This window comes from Actinacidiphila oryziradicis, from assembly GCF_005047355.1.
GTDB lineage: Bacteria > Actinomycetota > Actinomycetes > Streptomycetales > Streptomycetaceae > Actinacidiphila > Actinacidiphila oryziradicis.
Genome location: NZ_SUMC01000017.1, coordinates 40857 through 57546, shown reverse-complemented (window position 1 = coordinate 57546; position 16690 = coordinate 40857). Strand labels below are relative to the sequence as shown.

Below are 16690 nucleotides of genomic sequence, written 5' to 3'. Positions count from 1 at the left end.
AGCCGCAATGTCTGGCAAACCCACCCGTCGCGCCGCCCTCACCGGTGCCCTCGCCACAGCGGCCACAGCGGCCCTCACCCCGGCCCGCCCCTTCGCCGTTACTTCCGGTACGGGCGCTGCTCCGGCCGTGCCGCCCGTCAACCCGGCCGCTCTGCGGGCCGCCATCGCGGGCCTCCCCGACGCCGAGGCCTCCGGGGCACTTGTGCGCGTCACCGGCTCCGCCGGCTCGTTCAGCGGCGTCCTGCAACTCGCCGCCGGGAGCAGGATCGGCCTCGACGACTCCGTACAGCGTCACCTGCCCGGTCTGCTGCCCGCCGACCACCCGGCGATCACCGTCCGCCGGCTGCCCCTCCGGCCCGCTCCGGCGCGAACCGCACCGGCAGCGTCCGCAGCCCCCGCATGATCAGGCCGCCGCGCCACCGCAGCTCCTCCGGCCCGGCGGCCAACCCCAGGTCCGGCAGCCTCGTCAGCAGCGTCCCCAGCGCGCACTGCGCCTCCAGCCGGGCCAGCGGCGCCCCCAGGCAGTAATGGATGCCATGCCCGTAGCCCAGGTGCTGGTTGTCCCGCCGCGCCAGGTCCAGCGTGTCCGGCCCCCCGAACCTGGCCGGGTCCCGGTCGGCCGCGGCAAGCACCACGAGGACCGGGTCGCCGGTCGCGATCTCCTGGCCCCCGATCACCAACGGCCCGGTCGCGAACCGCCAGGTCGCCAGCTCCACGGGACCGTCGTAGCGCAACAGCTCCTCCACAGCGGTCGCCAGGAGCGCCGTCTCGCCCCTGGCGAGGGACTCCTGGAGCTGTGCGCGCTGCTCCGGGTGGTGCAGCAGCGTGTGCGTGCCGTTGCCAATGAGGTTCACGGTCGTCTCAAAACCGGCGAACAGCAGGATGAAGGCCATCGCGGCGGCCTCGTTCTCCGTGAGGTGCTCGCCGTGGTCGCTCGCCCGGATCAGCCCCGAGATCAGGTCGTCGCCGAGCTCCCCGCGCTTGCGGTGGATCAGCTCCAGCAGATAGGTCCGCATCTTCTTCACCGCCCTGGCCACCCCGCCGCGCGGCCCGCCCCCGTGCCGGATCATCATCCCCGCCCAGTCCCGGAAGTCGTCCTGGTCCTCGGGCGGCACGCCCAGCAGATCGCAGATCGCATAGATAGGGAGCGGAAACGCGAACTCGTGGATCAGGTCCGCCTCGCCCTTCGCGGCGAAGCCGTCGATGAGGTGGTCGGTCAGCTGCTGCACACGCGGGGCGAACTCCGCGACACGCCGGGGCGTGAACGCTTTCGACACCAGGCGGCGAAGCCGGGTGTGGTCGGGCGGGTCAATGTTCAGCAGGTGCGTCATCAGGTCCGCACTACGCTCGCCCGGGATGCCCACCTTGCCCTTCGCGTGGGCGCCCTCGGAATGGTGCACGGGGTTCTTGCTGAGCCGCCCCTCCGCCAGCGCCTGCCGGGCATCCGCGTACCGGGTCACCAGCCACGCCTCGACCCCGCTGGGCAGCGTCGTACGGCGCACAGGCGCGTGCTCGCGCAGCCAGGCGTACGCCGGGTAGGGGTCTGCGGCGAACTCCCAGGTGAACAGTTCGGGCATCAGCGGGGCGGGCAGCTGGTCATTCACCCACCGACCGTATCCGGCCGCGGGTCAGTCCTGGATGGCCGGGTTGGCCGCCAGGATCGCTTCGGTGACCTCGGCGAGGCGGGGCAGGAAGGCGTGGACGTGCCGGGCGCGCTGCTGGAGGCCGGCGGGCGAGGTGATGCCCAGATCGGCGAGGAGTTCTCCGAAGCCGGGGGTGAAAAGCGCCTGGGTGGCCGCAGGGGCGTCGTGGGCGAGGATCTTGAGGCAGCGGGCGTAGGTGGCGACGATCCAGAAGACGGACTCGCGGTGGTGGCCGCGCTGGATGAGGTCGTGGCCGCCGTCGATGGCTATGGGTCGCGCGGCCGGTGTGATGTCGGAGGCGAAGAAGAACGGCGTTCTGGCCAGGTGGGCGGTCGCGTCGAAGACCTCGGTCAGGGCGCGGAGATGGTGCTCGACGCGTTCGCGTGTGAGGTGGGCGCAGCCGAGGAGGCCGAGCAGCTCCTCGTGGAACTCTGGACGGCCGTACTCGGTGAGGAGGTCCCGGGCAGCCAGGTAACGCAGCCGGACGGTCGGATTGCGCAGGCCCGCGGTCAGCAGGACATGGGTGGTCACGCCGGCCGGGAACATGCATGCCGTCACCTGGTCGTGGAACGGCTGCGAGGGGTCGAGGCGCGCCAGCCCGTCCGTGATCCTGCGTTCGGCGCTCTCGCAGCGCAGGCGGACCCATGGGCGCTTGGCGTATTCCTCCGCTACGGCGGAATGAAGCGCGGTCAGCCGCCCGGTGGGGTCGGCGATGACGCTATTGGCGTTCCGCCGGAAGCTCCCGGCCAGGTAGTAGGTGGCCAGCACCGCCTCGGCGGAGGGGATCTCGTCCCAGGACAGGTAGGAGGCCTCCAGGAGGACGCCGTCCTGGAGGAACTTGCCCAGTTTTGCCGGGGCCTGCGCGTCGGTTGTGACGATCATGATGTCGACGTCCGAAGAGGCGGGAAGTTCGGCGTCGCCGGGCAGCCAGGCGGACGACCCGCTGAGGAAGGCGCCGGCGAAGTCGGGGGCCCGGGCGGCGTGGTGGATTACCCACCGGGTGGCTACCGCCCGCGCGTCGCGGACCCTCATCAGGACGGGTCGAAGAGGGCGCTGACCGACTCGCCGTTGTGGATGCGCCGGACGGCCTCGGCCAGTGCCGGGGCGATCGAGAGGATCCGGAGCTTGCCGGTACGGTCCCCGGAAGGGATCGGCACGGTGTTGGTGCAGACGATCTCCAGCACATCGGGCTGGTCGGACAGCCGCTTGAGCGCGCCGGCCGCGAACAGCCCATGGGTGCAGGCGACCCGGATAGAGCGGGTTCCGAGCTCGCGCAGCCGCTCCAGGAGTTCCAGGACGGTGCTGCCCTTGGCGATCTCGTCATCGAGGACGATGACATCTCGGCCGGCGACATCGCCGATCACGGTGCTGATGGTGACCTGGTCGTCGGCGAAACGCTGCTTCGCCCCGGCGGCCACCTGGACGCCCAGCAGGCGGGCGAAGGCAGCGGCCTCCTTCGCGTTGCCGAGGTCGGGCGAGACGACGGTGGTGTTGGACAGGTCGTAGCCGCGGAAGTGCTCGGCCAGTTCGCGCAGGGCGTGCAGGTGGTCGACCGGGACGCTGAAGAATCCGTGGACCTGCGGGGAGTGCAGGGTCATGGCCAGCACTCGGCCGGCGCCCGCGGCCACCAGAAGGTCGGCGACCAGGCGGCCCCCGATCGAGATCCGCGGGGCGTCCTTCTTGTCGGAGCGGGCGTAGGCGTAATGCGGCATGACCACGGTGATACGGCCCGCCGACGCGCCACGGGCGGCGTCGCACATGAGCAGCAGCTCGACGAGATTCTCCTGCACGGGCGTCACGAGCGGCTGGATGAGGAACACGTCGCGTTCCCGGCAGTTGGCCTGCAGCTGCACTTCGAGGCAGTCGTTGGCGAACCGGTTGACCCGCACGGGGCTGAGCACGACTCCCAGGTGCGCACAGACCTCGGCCGCCAATTCGGGGTGAGCGCTGCCGCTGAACACGGCGATGTCTCGCACGAACCGCTCCTCGCCTGGTGGACTCGGCATGCCACCCGTATCCTATGGGGCCGGGGCTTGCGAGCTTCGCGAGATGTACCGGCCGGACACTCCCCGAACGCAAACAGATCCACAGGGTTGCGAATAGTTCCCAGAATACTGCTGCAGGCGTAGGGAACCCAGTACCGTACGGGCAAGGCGGCCTTCGGATATCTGTTCGGGGATCCCGAGCCGCCTCGATGCGCGGCGCTGCCCGCAGATGGGGCCGGAGATGTTCGCCGAGTACGACGCCAGGATCCGCAACGGACATGCGCTCTTCGGCCGAACGGCGCCGACGGGCAGCACACCCGCATCCACCATTGCCCGCGCCGCCTAGACCGCGTCCGGCCCGGCGACGAACCGTCCCGCCCGCCATGACGAGTGAACACCCCCACCCATCCCCCATCACCCCCTGGAATCCCCGGTGCCAACCACCCGGCTCACCGCCACCTTTCCTGACGTCCTGGGCAGTGAGCAGGAGTGTGTCCTGGCCCACCGGCACGTCCCGAACGGTCTTGGACGCACTGGTCCTCCGCCTGGTCTCACCGGTGGAGCGGGGGCCCCGCGCACCGACACCACACCTGGGGGCACCTCCCAGCCGCCAGGCTGGGGGAGCGTCCCAGATCGCACACAACACACTGCCTGCGCCCCACCGAACGTACTCACCCATCACCGGACTTATGCATACATGACACAAGACGGCGCGCCGACGTTGCGGCGAAGAACCAACGCCGACCGGCGGCGCTTACCGGGCGGGACGGGCTGATGCGGGGAGACGGACGGCCCCGGGCGCGGCCGGGCCGCGGTGAATTCCGGGTGGTGACCCACCCTGCCGGCTTTGACGACCAGCTGCGCGTGGCGCTGGAGGACTTACGCGCCGGCCGCTGGGTCGCGATGCGTGAGGTACTGCTCCGCACCGGTTCGGACTGGACGCTGCGGACATGGCGAACGCAGGTACTGGCGGCTGCCGCTGCCAGGTCGACGGTGGTGGAGACCTGGCGGGCCGAGGAACCGCGCAGCCTCGACGCACTGGTGATGTACGCCAGGGTCACGACAGAGCGGGCGCTCCGCGCCCATCGCGAGCGGCACCAGGGAGCCGAGGAGCTGGCAGGGGACGCCCGGCTGGCATGCCATACGGCCGCCGAGTCCGCGCAGTCGGATCCCGTTCCTTGGATCTGCCTCGTGGCACTGGCCGAGGCGGACGCGGGGCAGCGTTTCCCCGAGCACTGGACGCACTCCCCCGAGCGCATGCTCCCGGCCGGCCCCTGGGGCCTGCTGGACCAGGCCGGCCAGCGGGACCCGTACAACCGCGAAGCATGGCACCGCATGCTCCAGGTCCTGCGTTCACGTGGGGACGACACTCTCGGCTACGCCCGCTGGGTGGCGTCATGGGCGCCCCACGGATCGGCCCTGCTGATGCTGCCGCTGTACGTCCATGCCGAGACCTACCGGTCCCGGCGGGCGCAGGGCGCCACGGACGGGCTGTTCCTGTACTGGAGCAGCCAGCCTGTCACCTACTGCTCCGAGCGGGCCCTGCGTGGCTGGTTCGACGCCTCGGAGCCGGACACCCGCTCGCTCCTGGACCTCAACCACCTGGCCCACGCGCTGTACGCAGGCGGGTTCAAGGACGAGGCGGTGGAGGTGTTCCACGCGGTGGGGCCGTTCGCCACCCCGGCCCCCTGGAAATACGTCTCCGACAATCCCGAGCGGTGGCAGCAGCAGTTCCTGGAGGCCCGCGAGTCCTGCCTCCCGGGCGGCGCTCCCGGCGAGCCGCCGCCCGCCGGACCACACCGGTGACCGGCCGCGCCCCGGCCTGCCGGGCGCCCCCGCCGGCCACCAGCGCCCCGTCCCGCCCACGCCCCGCTCCCCTGCTCCGGAGGAACCCCCTGTGTCCAAGACCGCAAGACCCAGCCACAGTCCGAACCCGCACGACGACGAGAAGCTGAAGTCATTCGGCATCACGCCCCAGCTCGTTCGCCGAATGGGCCCGTTCGGCAACTTCGGGATCTCCTTCTCGGTGATCTCGGTCCTGTCCGGCTGCATGACCCTCTACGCCTTCGGCCTGAGCACCGGCGGCCCCGCCGTCATCATGTGGGGCTGGGCCGGGGTCGGGCTCATGGTCCTGTTCGTCGGCATGGCGCTGGCCGAGGTGACCTCCGCGTACCCGACCTCCGGCGCCCTGTACTTCATGGCCGACCGGCTCGGCGGCACCCGGTGGGGCTGGTACACCGGGTGGCTCAATCTGCTGGGGCTGCTCGGTGCCATCGCCGGTATCGACTACGGGGCAGCCCTGTTCACGGGCGCGTTCATGAGCCTGCAGTGGAGCTTCCACCCCACCCCCGGCTCGATCATGGTCATCTACGTCTGCATCCTCCTGTTGCACGCGCTGCTCAATCTGTTCGGGGTGCGATTGGTGAACACCCTGAACTCGATCAGCGTGGTGTGGCACGTGGCGGGTGTCGCCGCGATCGTCGCAGCGCTGGTCATCGTCCCCTCCCACCACCAGTCGGCGTCCTTCGTGTTCGGGCACTTCGCCAACGGAACCGGCTGGTCCAGCCCGGTCTACGTGGCGGTCATCGGGCTGCTGCTGGCGCAGTACACCTTCTCCGGGTACGACGCCTCCGCGCACCTCAGCGAGGAGACGACCGAGCCGGACCTGAACGCCGCCCGCGGCATCGTGCACTCGATCGTCTGGTCCTGGATCGCCGGATTCGTCCTGCTGGCCGGGCTCACCTTCGCCATCCAGGACTACGCCGGCACGCTGGCCACCTCCACCGGGGTGGCACCGGCCCAGATCTTCCTCGACGCCCTCGGCCTGACCGGCGCCAAGATCCTGCTTTTGGTCGTGATCGGCGCACAGTTGTTCTGCGGCAACGCCGAGGTCGCGGCGGCGTCCAGGATGGTGTTCGCGTTCTCGCGCGACGGCGCCCTGCCGGGCTGGAAGCAGTGGCGGCGGGTGAGCGACCGCACCGGCAACCCCAGCCGGGCCGTGTGGCTGTCGGTCGCGGCCGCGCTCGTGCTCGCCCTGCCGTCCCTGTACTCGGTGACGGCCTACACGGCGGTGACCGCCATCAACGTGATCGGCATCACCCCGGCCTACGCCATCCCGATCTACCTCCGGCTGCGGGCCGGCCACCGGTTCCCCGTGGGCCGTTGGAACCTGGGCCGCTGGAGCCGCCCGGTCGGCTGGGTGGCCGTGGTGTGGGTGGCGTGCATCAGCGTGGTGTTCTGCCTGCCCCAGGCCAGCCCGGTCACCGTCAGCAACTTCAACTACGCCCCGGTGGCCCTGGTCGTGATGCTGCTATTGGCCAGAATCTGGTGGGGGGTCGCACGCCGCTCGTACAACACCCCCACCTACAACAACGCCCCCCAGATGGCAGAGTTCGAGGGCGACGTCGTCTGAGGATCAGTCCTCGCGGTCCTCGCGCTCGGCCGCGATGATCGCGTCGCGGTAGCGGCGGGCGGCGGCGCGCAGAGCGGACTCCGGGTCCTGGCCGTCGCCGGCCGCCTTGACCGCCAGCGCCAGGAGTACCTCGCCGAGCTCGTCGGCAGCGTCGGGCAGCGGGACGTCAAGACCGGCGGAGCGGGCGCGGCCGGCGAGTTTGGCGGCCAGGGCCAGGGCGGGCTGGCCCAGCGGGATGCCTTCCGTGACGGAATCGCGCCGCTTCTCCACGGCCTTCGTCCGCTGCCAGTGGGCCTGGACGTCCTCGGGGGTCTCGGCGGTCTCGGTCCCGAAGACATGCGGATGGCGGTGGATGAGCTTGTCGACGATGCCGCCGGCGACATCGTCGATGGAGAACGGCTCGTCCTCGTCGTCCTGGGCGATACGGGCATGGAATACCACCTGGAGCAGGACATCGCCGAGTTCCTCACGCAGAGCGTCCCGGTCGCCGTCCTCGATCGCCTCGACGAGTTCGTAGACCTCCTCGACGCCGTACTTGGCGAGGGCCTCGCTGGTCTGCTCGCTGCTCCAGGGGCACTCGGCCCGGATCCGGTCCATGACCTGGACGAGATCCAGCAGGCGGGCCCCCGGCAGGTCGTAGGAGCCCGGGAGCAGCTCCAGATCCGGCATCCGCACCCGGCCGGAGCCCGCGAGGCGGGCCAGCTCGTCCGTCAGTGCCGGGTCATTGTCGGCGCCCGGGATGTAGACGACGGTGCGACCGCCTGCCGCGAGGTCGACCAGTTCCCGGCCGGTGGGAGCGGCGTGCCCCACGCTGACCCCCGCCTCCCGCAGATACGGAAGCTGCGGGTGCCCCGGGTCGGGGCAGATGACCTGCTCGGCGGCGCGCAGGGCCGACCAGGCGGCCCAGGAGAGCAGGCCGGGGGCGACCCGGTGGGTCGTGGTGAGGATGACGATACGGCCGGGCGAGGGGGCGTTCGTCGGATCGGTGGCGTCCACCCGACGAACGTACCTCGTCAGGCGGTGGTGCTGGTTTTGGTCACCTGTGTGATCCACGGCTCCTTGGTGCTGTCCAGGGTCAGCTTCTTGGCGTTCCAGCTCCCGTACCGCGGATTGACATCGACGCCGAGCTTGTCGGAGGTCTTCCGAAGCACATCAAGGATCTCGGCCTGGCCCGCGGCGGTCTGGACGTCGGCGCCGTAGTACTGCTCGACCTTGCGGAGGGTGAGGTCGGAGCGGATGCTCTCCTCGATGTCGGCGGGGACCATCGCATACGTCTGCAGCAGCTGTGTCCGCAGCTGGGCGGCGCCCCCCGCCTGCTGCTCGGCAGAGGCACGCGCCTGCTGGACCTCGCGCGGGCTGACGCTGACGCCGGCATCCTTGGCCGCCTGCTCGATGACCTGGTCCTGGATGAGGCTGTGCACGGTGTTGCGCTGCAGATCACTACTGGCCGCGATGAGCTGCGCGGCCTGGGGGTTCCCGTGCTGCGCGGCGCGTACGGCGTCGACCCTGGCCTGCACAGTGGATACGGTGATCTGCTTCCCGCCGACCACCGCGGCGGCCCCCGGGTGCGGCGTCCCGCACGAGGTCAGCAATGGTGTGGCGGCGAGTACGGCGGCGGCGGTGAAGGAGAGCGCAGTCCTGCGGCGGAGCATTTTGCCTCCCGGCAAGGGATCGAGCGACGGTGCACGACCTGGCGGTGATCGACGATACGGGCGGGGGCACCCCCAGATCCAGCACTCTGCGGAACGATCCTCTGCGGCGCCAGGTATCGGGGCCCCCGTTCTGCCCCCCTGCCCTGGTTGCTGCTCCTCCCCCCAGCCACCGCTGGGGGGAGGAGCAGCAACCAGGGCAGACAGAGCGGGAGGCATCCCCGGCGCGCCCGGTGCCGACAAAGCGCGCCGCAAACGGCGCAGGGCGCCAACCCCGGACCGCGGTCAGCTGTCGCAGGCCACGCCGTTACCGTCGCGGTCCAGCTTGCCGGAGTACCCGGGGTCACCCCGGTGGAGCGGGGCGGCTCCCGCCTTGCGAGCGGCGGCACAGTTCGCGTAAGCGGAGGCAGACGCAGACGCAGAGCCCGCGCCGGAGGCGGAAGGCACAACCCCCGAACCCCCGCCGGAGGCGACCGGCTTGCCGGCGGACGGCAGCTTCTCGTTGGGGCAGGTCTGCAGGACGTCCCGGATGGCGGTCTGTTCGGCGGCGGTGACCCAGAGGCCGTACTTCTTCTTGACGGCGACCTGCCGGGCCACATACGCGCAGCGGAAACCCTTGTTCGGCGGCAGCCAGGTCGCCGCGTCGGCGTCACCCTTGATGCGGTTGGCGGAGTAGTCGACGGCGAGGAGGTTGAGCGGGTCGTTGGCGAGGGACTCGCGCTTGTCCTTCGTCCACTGCTGGGCGCCCTTCTGCCAGGCGTCGGAGAGGGCGACGACATGGTCGATGTCGACGGTGCTCTTGCCACGGGTGAAGCTGATGGTGGTGCCGGTGTAGGGGTCGGCGAGCTTGCCGGAGGTGACGACGCAGTTGCCGCCGCTGTCGGCGCGGAAGGATTCCGACGTCATGTCACGTTTGAGTATGTCGTCGCGCGTGTCGCAGCTGTTGTGGTCGGTGTCGACCCATGATTTGCCGAACTGGGCGCGAGAATAGCCCGTTTTGGGCGCCCGGCCCTTTACGGTGAGGTTTTTGACGGCGGCGAGCGCGCTGCCGCTGGGTGCGTTCTTGTCGCTCGTACTGCCGGTCGTGGTGTTGGGGTTGCAGCCGGTGAGGCCTGCGGTGCCGAGGAGTACGGCGACGACCAGTGCTGTGCCCGTCCTTGATATGCCCACGTAAACACATTAGCGCTGGACTTGGCCGAGCCAGGACAGCGTGCGACGGAGCTCTTGGGGGAAGGGGTGGTGCGGGCCGTACACGCGGTCCGCGTCGTACAACAGGCGCGAGAGCACGTCGTGCGCCGAAGCGCGGTCGCCGGTGGAGAGCAGCAAGTGGCCCATGCGGCGGCGGATGTCGAGGGGGAGGGCGGGATCGGTGGCGCGGTACTGCTCGAAGTACGGGAGGAGAACGCGGTACTCGGCGAGTGCGGCGGCGGCTTCGCCGAGCTGTTCGAGGCATTGGGCGGCCTCGTAGCGGTACTGGAGGGCGGGGCGGCCGACGGGGCCGGATTCGGCGGCGTGTTCGTCGGCGAGGCGGCGGAGTTCGGGGAGGGCGCGGCGGTACTGGCCGTCTTCCATGAGGGTGGCGGCGTACTGCTTGCGGAGCATGCGTATGACGGGTGAGTGCTCGCCGTGCTTTTCGGCGGCTGCGGGGAGGACGCCGCCGAGGATGTCGACGGCCTGGGTGATGCGGCCGGCGTCGAGGAGGCGCTTGACCTCGTCGACGGCCTCGGCGATGCCGGGGGCGCCGGAGGACGCGGCGCCGGGGGCAGGGGTGGGCTGCGCGGCGCCGGGGGCTGCCGGGCGGTCGGGCCAGGGGGCGTGGGGGCGTACGAAGGGGCGGGTGGGGTCCATGGGGCCGGAGACCCGCTGGTACGCACCCGGGGCCGGGAGCAGCGCGGCGAGTTCGCGGTAGGTCTGCTGGGCGTCGGCGGGGCGGTGCTGGGGGTCCTTGGCGAGGAGCCGGAGGACGAGGGATTCGAGGGGCTCGGGGACTTCGGGGCGCACCTGGCGGAGCGGCATCGGGGCTTCGTAGAGGTGGCGGTGGAGGACGCCGAGGGCGGTGGAGCCGGCGAAGGGGACATTGCCGCTGAGGAGTTCGTGGAGGAGCACGCCGAGGGCGTAGAGGTCGGTGCGGGGGCCGACGGCGCCGCCCATGGCCTGTTCGGGGGCCATGTAGGCGGGGGTGCCTATGGGGGTGCCGGTGTGGGTGAGTCTGGTCGTATCCGTGTCGAGGACGGACGCGACGCCGAGGTCGAGGACGGTGAGGGTGCCGTCGGGGCGGACCATCACATTGCGCGGCTTGAGGTCGCGGTGGACGATGGGCACCGCGTGGACGGCGGAGAGCACGGCGCAGAGCTGGGCGGCGACGGCGGCCGCCCAGGGCCAGGGGTAGGGGTCGTGCTCGGCGAGATGGTCGGCGAGGTCGGCGCCCTCGACGTACTGCATGACGAGGTAGAGCTCGTCGGCGTCGTTGCCCGCGTCATGGACGGTGACCAGGCCCGGGTGGTCGACCTGGGCGGTGACGCGGCATTCACGGTCGAAGCGCCGGCGCAGTTCGTCGACGTTCTCGCCGCCGGCGACGCGGTCGGGGCGGAGCAGCTTGACGGCGACGCGCCGGTCCAGGCGGCGGTCGTAGGCCGTCCAGACCTGGCCCATGCCGCCCTGGCCGATGACGGTGGCCAGCTCGTAACGCCCGGCGACGAGACGTCCGTTCAATGCTCGCCCTCCTGCTTGCGGAGGAGGGCGCTGAGTTCGTCGAGCTCGGCGCGGACCTGGTCGATGCGGGGGTGGGCGGGCGGGGGCGCGGGGACCGGTGCGGGCGCGTCGCGGTAGGGGTTGTAGGCGTACGGGGAGGCCGGCTGCAAGGGCTGCGCGTACGGGTACGGGGCCGTGAGCGGGGCGGGCGGCGGCCCGGGGCGGTTCCTGGTCCCGTGGATGTCCATCACCAGGAAGTAGACGGGGGTGACCAGCCAGAAGAACACGACGCCGGCGATACCGGTGTTGGACTGCCAGCCGTTGTCGTTCTCGTCCCCGCTGATCATGGAGAAGAACCCGACGGTCAGGCCGAGCACCAGCGCGAACAGCACCCAGTGCAGCACCCGGCGGCGGACGAGCGCCAGCTGAAGCATGGAGACCCATGCCAGGAAGCCCATGCTGAGCAGCGGGATCGCCACGAAGAGCACCCGCAGGGCGATCACGCCCCTGGCGCCGCGCGGCTTCGGGCCGGGCGGCGGCGGTGGGACGAGACCGGGGGCGCTCATGACTGCTCCTGGACAGATATGCGGCTGACACCGTGAGGGTATAGGCCGCATCGGACAGTCGCTCACCCGTTCACAGACTATTCCGGCTGTACGGTCCCGTCCGTCAGCCCGTCGTACAGCCCCTGCACGAGTTGCTCGCCGAGCTGCCCGGCGAGCCGGAGGGCGTCCTCGAAGGCGGCGAGGGTGCGGAACCGCTCGCCGTAGCGGCGCTGGTCGGCGAGCGGGAGACGGGGGAGCTGGAGGCGGCGGACGTCGAGCCGGGTGGCGGTGGAGGCGTAGCTGCTGGCCTGGCGGTTGTTGGCGGTGCCGCGCAGGAAACCGGCCAGGAACCAGGGGTCGAGGGTGGCCGGGTCGGGGCGCAGGAGGTAGAGGTTGCGGCCGAGGGCGGCGCCCGCGGTGGCCTCGTCGATGACCCGGGCGGCGGAGCCGCGGCCGAGGACGGGGACGACGACGTCGCCCGCCTCGGTGAGCACGGGCTCCTCCGCGGGGCCTTCCGCGGGACCCGGGGGGAGGGCGCCGGTGGGGGCGGTGCCGACGGCGATGTCGTGTTCGGTGAGGACTGCGGTGCCGGTGCCGGTGCCGGCTGCCGTGCTGCCGGGGCCGCCCGCGCGGAGCACGAGGGCGCCGGCGCGGGCGAGTTCGCCGATGGTGGTGCTGGGCCAGCGGGCGGCCGCACCGGCCGTGGCGGTCGGCGCGAGTTCCGACGTACGGCGCAGGGTGGCGGCGAGCCGGTCCCGTACGTCGGCGAGTTGCGCGGCGCCGCCGGTGGCGGGGGGCGGGAGGTGGCGGGCGGGGGTGAGGTCCACGTCGTCGTCGAGCAGCTCGATGACGGGGAGGGCGCGGCTGACGCCGGGCCGCTCCTGCGTCGTACCGTGCTGGTCGAAGGCGCGGTAGGCGTCCAGGACGGCGGTGCGGACCGTCTGCCAGGGGGCCTTCTCGCCGCCGGGGGCCGCCAGTTCGGCGGTGTCCACCAGCAGTAGGTGCGGCGCGGGCGGCTGGGCGCTGCCGCCGCCGGGCCTGCGCAGCACCCACAGGTGCAGCGGGATGCCGTACGGGGGCGCTACGCCGGCGGGCAGCGCGATGACGGCGCGCAGCGCGCCCCGGCGCAGCAGGTCGGCACGGATGCGGCGGCCGGAGCGGCGGGAGGCGGCGGCGGGGGGCATGAGGAGGACTACGGTGCCGCCGTCGCGGACGTGCGCCAGGCAGTGCTGGACCCAGGCGAGCTCGGATTCGGTGCGGGCGGGGAAGCCGTACTCCCAGCGGGGGTCGTAGGCGAGTTCTTCATGGCCCCAGTTGCGTTCGTTGAACGGGGGGTGGGACAGCACGGCGTCGGCGCGCAGTCCCGGGAAGGCGTCGGCGCGCAGGCTGTCGCCGGGGCGGACGCGGACCTCGGTGGTGCCGTCGCTGTGCAGGGCCAGGCGCAGTGCGGTGAGCGCGGCGAGGTCGGGGTCGGTGTCCTGGCCGTACAGGGCGCCGGGGGTTTCGGCGGCCCGCAGCAGGGTGCCGGTGCCGCAGGCGGGGTCGAGGACGGTGCGTACGGGGCCGGCGAGGGCGGCCATCAGCTCGGCCGGGGCGGCGGGGGTGAGGGTGTACTGGCGGGGGTTGGCGTCGAGGTGCCGGCCGAGCAGGAATTCGTATGCCTGACGGGTGCCCAGTTCGGCGGCGAGGTCGGCGGTGCCGCGCAGTGATGGGAGCTCGACTGGGGTGTCCAGCGGGAACCGCCCGTCGAAACGGCGGGCGAGCAGCTCCTGGAGGGCGGCGGTGAGCGCGTGCGCGCTCAGGTCCCGCCAGCCGGCCGGCCGGTCCCGTACGAGCAGGAGCAGGGCGCCGGCCTGGCGCAGCGCGACCGCCGTGCCCGCCGGGTGGCCTTCGATCTGCTGCCAGACGCGTTCGCGCAGCGGCACCTCGGCGAGCTTTCCCTGGTCGCGCAGCCACTGTTCGACCTCGCCGAGCGCGAAGGTGGGGCTGGTGTCGGTGCCGCCGACGGGCCTTGGGAAGTCCCCGTGCCTGCGGCGCCAGTTGCTGACGGCGGCGCGGCCGACCCCGGCGAGCCGGGCGATCCCGGCGGCTGTCACTTCTGCTGCGTTGTCGGGCACCTGGCCCCCTCTGTGCGCTGTGACTGTGGTGGTGATCATACCCACGAATGCGACAGAGATCCCTTCACAGCGTGAACTTACCCAATTCATAGGCTCGCGTTGACTCGGTTCACACTCTCTGCTCTCATTGACCCCACCGCACCACTACACCGCCGAACCGTTGGGGCCGAACTGCTATGCGCCATCTGTCCACCGCCACCAAGTTGCTTGCCAGCGCGGCCCTGCCCCTGGCTCTCGTAGCGTGCTCGTCCGGCTCCACTTCCACGAAGGCATCCGCCTCGACGGGAGCCACATCCGCCGCGGCGAAGGACCCGAACGCGGGCCTGCTTACGGGCACACAGCTCAAGAAGGCGCTGGCACCGGCGACATTCTTCGCCGCCGGCTTCGCGAGCGACTCCAGTGCCACACGCGATACCGGGGACACCTACTCCGAGCCGTCCGTCGCCGCGGTATCCAAGCCGGACTGCACCAAGCTCGACGGCACATCGTGGATCGCCCTCACCGGCATCGACGGAGTGTCATTCGCACAAGGCGACTACATCAACAAGAGCACCTCCGCCGAGATCGCCCAGGAGATCGACGTCTATCGCGGAACCACCGCCAAAAAGGTGATCGGCGCGGTGGTCAAGCTCGCCTCCGCGTGCCCCTCCTTCACCGACTCGCAGACCAGCAGCAAAGTAAAGGTTTCCGAGCACTCCGAGGCCGGCCTCGGAGACGAGGCCTACACGATCACGCTGACTGATTCCTCCTGGCAGAGCGGCACCACGTTGACAGCGGCCCGCGTCGGAACGGCCGTAGTGTCAGTGCTCTCCAGCAGCGGCAGCGACAACGGCGCAGCCGCGGCGAAGAAGTTGACCGGGCAGATCGTTTCCGCCCTCAAGGGCAAGGCCTGACCCATCGGGCAGGGCCGCGCGCCTACGCGGCCCTGCGGTAGGGCAAGGCCGTCCGTGCCGTTCCGCACCCCCCTCTTCGAACTCACAGCAAGCTCTCGCATACTTTTTCGGGGGAGGGTGTCAACCGGACGACCGCGTCAGGCGTATCCCCCCTAGAAGAGGCCGACCACGCCAGGGGAGCGTCCTTTGACAGCCGAGAGGTCCGCCAAAAGGTCCTACGCGCACTCAGCCGACACCGACATCACCCCGGTGGTCACCACCTCCACCGCCCCGGCCGTCACCCCGGCCGCCTCCGGCGCGGAGCCGGAGGCTGTCGTCGCGTCCCGTACCGGCGTGCTCACCCGGCCCCGACTGGACCCGTACTGGCTGGCGATACTGCTCTTCGCCGCCTATGCCGCGCTCTCCATATGCCGCTTCCGGCGCATGGCCACCATGTCCTGGGACCTCGGCATATTCGAGCAGGCGGTGCGTGCCTACGCCCACCTCCAGGCGCCGATCGCCGAGATCAGGGGCCCGGGCGTCAATATCCTCGGCGACCACTTCAGCCCCATCACCGCGCTGATCGCCCCCTTCTACCGGGTCTTCCCGACCCCCATCACCCTCCTCACCGCCCAGGCCGCGCTCTTCGCCCTCTCCGCCGTCCCCGTCACCCGCGCCGCCGCCCGTCTGCTCGGCCGCAGGAGCGGGCTCGCGATCGGCATCGCGTACGGGCTGTCCTGGGGCATCCAGCGCGCCGTGGACTTCGACTTCCACGAGATCTGCTTCGCCGTGCCGCTCATCGCCTTCGCCCTCGAAGCGGTGCTGCGCGAGCGCTGGCGGACGGCGCTGCTGTGGGCCGCGCCCCTCGTCCTGGTAAAGGAGGACCTGGGCCTGACGACCGCCGCGATCAGCCTGATCGTGCTGTCGCGGGCCCGCCGCGCCGAGCCGCGCGCGGTACCTTTCGCAGTCGGGATGATCGTATTCGGGGTGGTCGCCTGCGCGATCACCTTCACCGTCGTCATCCCGGCCTTCAACGCCGGCGGCAGCTACGACTACTGGAACAAGCTCGGCGAGAACGGCGGCTCCCCGCTGAGCAGCCTCCTCACCAACCCCAACCTGAAGGTCCGCACCCTGCTGTGGATCCTGCTGCCGACCAGCGGCCTGCTCGCGCTGCGCTCCCCGCTCCTGCTGGCCGCACTCCCCACTCTCGCCTGGCGCTTCGTCTCCAACGACGACCACTACTGGGGCACCGACTGGCACTACAACGCCACCCTCATGCCCATCGCCTTCCTGGCCCTCACCGACGCCATCCCCCGAGCACACGGCCGCCTCCGCTCCTACGCCGGCCACCTCCCGGCCGCCACCCTCGCCGCCGCCCTCGCACTCAGCACAACGCTCCCGCTGGCCGACCTCACCCACACCGCCACCTACCAGCCGGGCCCGCGCGCCGCTGCCGCCGCCCGCGTCCTCGGCCGGATCCCCGACGGCGCGACGGTCGAGGGGAACGTCGGCACCGTCGCCCACCTCACCAACCGCACCCAGGTCTTCTGGGTGGGTGACGCCCCCGGCCTCACACCGTCCTTCATCGCCCTGGACCAGCTGGGCACCTCGCAGTCCGCGCTGCTCGACTACGCGAAGCAGCTGCACCCCCAGGCGACCTACACGATGCTGGCCGCCGAGGACGGGTACTGGGTCATGATGCTGGATGTGAAGAGCACCGGTTAACACACCACCCGCCCCAGCAAACTTCACCAAACCCTCATGCCGTCATCACAC

The 16690-nt window shown here is 71.2% G+C and carries 14 protein-coding genes; 5 read left to right on the top strand and 9 right to left on the bottom strand.

Translation table 11 applies throughout. From position 1 onward, the window contains the following. Positions 1 to 7: 7 nt before the first annotated feature. The gene (locus tag FCI23_RS58315) at positions 8 to 403 is read left to right on the top strand and encodes a hypothetical protein (protein ID WP_211265397.1); all 396 of its coding nucleotides are present in this window, start codon (positions 8 to 10) and stop codon (positions 401 to 403) included. Here the strand turns inward: FCI23_RS58315 and FCI23_RS19075 are convergent. From FCI23_RS19075 to FCI23_RS19065, 3 genes are read right to left on the bottom strand one after another with little or no spacing between them, the layout of a single operon-like run. Continuing rightward, positions 330 to 1577 (bottom strand): cytochrome P450 family protein, encoded by a 1248-nt coding sequence (locus FCI23_RS19075; protein ID WP_136725195.1) that lies wholly within the window; start codon positions 1575 to 1577, stop codon positions 330 to 332. The two genes, FCI23_RS58315 and FCI23_RS19075, sit on opposite strands and share 74 nt — an antisense overlap. Before the next feature lie 51 nt (positions 1578 to 1628). Then, positions 1629 to 2675 (bottom strand): hypothetical protein, encoded by a 1047-nt coding sequence (locus tag FCI23_RS19070; RefSeq protein ID WP_136725116.1) that lies wholly within the window; start codon positions 2673 to 2675, stop codon positions 1629 to 1631. After that, positions 2675 to 3619: a ribose-phosphate diphosphokinase gene (locus tag FCI23_RS19065; protein WP_136725115.1), complete on the bottom strand. Its 945-nt coding sequence runs from the start codon at positions 3617 to 3619 to the stop codon at positions 2675 to 2677. The genes FCI23_RS19070 and FCI23_RS19065 overlap by 1 nt, the downstream gene beginning before the upstream one ends. Before the next feature lie 837 nt (positions 3620 to 4456). On the opposite strand from FCI23_RS19065, the gene FCI23_RS59830 reads away from it, so the two are divergent. After that, entirely contained in the window at positions 4457 to 5434 is a 978-nt protein-coding gene (locus tag FCI23_RS59830; RefSeq protein ID WP_246143829.1) for a hypothetical protein, read from the top strand. A 145-nt stretch (positions 5435 to 5579) separates the two neighbouring features. Then, positions 5580 to 7040 carry an amino acid permease gene (locus tag FCI23_RS19060; protein WP_407645992.1) on the top strand — a complete coding sequence of 487 codons (1461 nt, stop codon included), beginning with the start codon at positions 5580 to 5582 and terminating at the stop codon, positions 7038 to 7040. A gap of 3 nt (positions 7041 to 7043) precedes the next feature. On the opposite strand, the gene FCI23_RS19055 is transcribed toward FCI23_RS19060, so the two are convergent. The 6 genes from FCI23_RS19055 to FCI23_RS19030 all read right to left on the bottom strand — a co-directional run bounded on the left by FCI23_RS19055 (position 7044) and on the right by FCI23_RS19030 (position 14081). Beyond that, on the bottom strand, positions 7044 to 8036 hold the full coding sequence (locus FCI23_RS19055) for a nucleoside triphosphate pyrophosphohydrolase (protein ID WP_136725113.1): 993 nt from the start codon (positions 8034 to 8036) through the stop codon (positions 7044 to 7046). Positions 8037 to 8053: 17 nt separating this feature from the next. Beyond that, positions 8054 to 8692 carry a SurA N-terminal domain-containing protein gene (locus tag FCI23_RS19050; protein ID WP_136725112.1) on the bottom strand — a complete coding sequence of 213 codons (639 nt, stop codon included), beginning with the start codon at positions 8690 to 8692 and terminating at the stop codon, positions 8054 to 8056. Between the two features lie 282 nt (positions 8693 to 8974). Next, positions 8975 to 9859, bottom strand: coding sequence for a GmrSD restriction endonuclease domain-containing protein (locus tag FCI23_RS19045; RefSeq protein WP_136725111.1), 885 nt, complete (start codon positions 9857 to 9859; stop codon positions 8975 to 8977). 9 nt (positions 9860 to 9868) lie between these two features. Next, positions 9869 to 11401: a serine/threonine-protein kinase gene (locus tag FCI23_RS19040; protein WP_136725110.1), complete on the bottom strand. Its 1533-nt coding sequence runs from the start codon at positions 11399 to 11401 to the stop codon at positions 9869 to 9871. Beyond that, positions 11398 to 11946 carry a hypothetical protein gene (locus FCI23_RS19035; RefSeq protein WP_136725109.1) on the bottom strand — a complete coding sequence of 183 codons (549 nt, stop codon included), beginning with the start codon at positions 11944 to 11946 and terminating at the stop codon, positions 11398 to 11400. The genes FCI23_RS19040 and FCI23_RS19035 overlap by 4 nt, the downstream gene beginning before the upstream one ends. 77 nt (positions 11947 to 12023) lie before the next feature. After that, on the bottom strand, positions 12024 to 14081 hold the full coding sequence (locus tag FCI23_RS19030) for an N-6 DNA methylase (protein WP_246143827.1): 2058 nt from the start codon (positions 14079 to 14081) through the stop codon (positions 12024 to 12026). Positions 14082 to 14218: 137 nt separating this feature from the next. Here FCI23_RS19030 and FCI23_RS19025 point away from each other — a divergent pair, with 137 nt between their 5' ends. Both FCI23_RS19025 and FCI23_RS19020 read left to right on the top strand, forming a co-directional pair. Next, positions 14219 to 14935, top strand: coding sequence for a hypothetical protein (locus tag FCI23_RS19025; protein ID WP_136725108.1), 717 nt, complete (start codon positions 14219 to 14221; stop codon positions 14933 to 14935). A 423-nt stretch (positions 14936 to 15358) separates the two neighbouring features. Further along, positions 15359 to 16639: a DUF2079 domain-containing protein gene (locus FCI23_RS19020; protein WP_136725193.1), complete on the top strand. Its 1281-nt coding sequence runs from the start codon at positions 15359 to 15361 to the stop codon at positions 16637 to 16639. Positions 16640 to 16690: the final 51 nt, after the last annotated feature.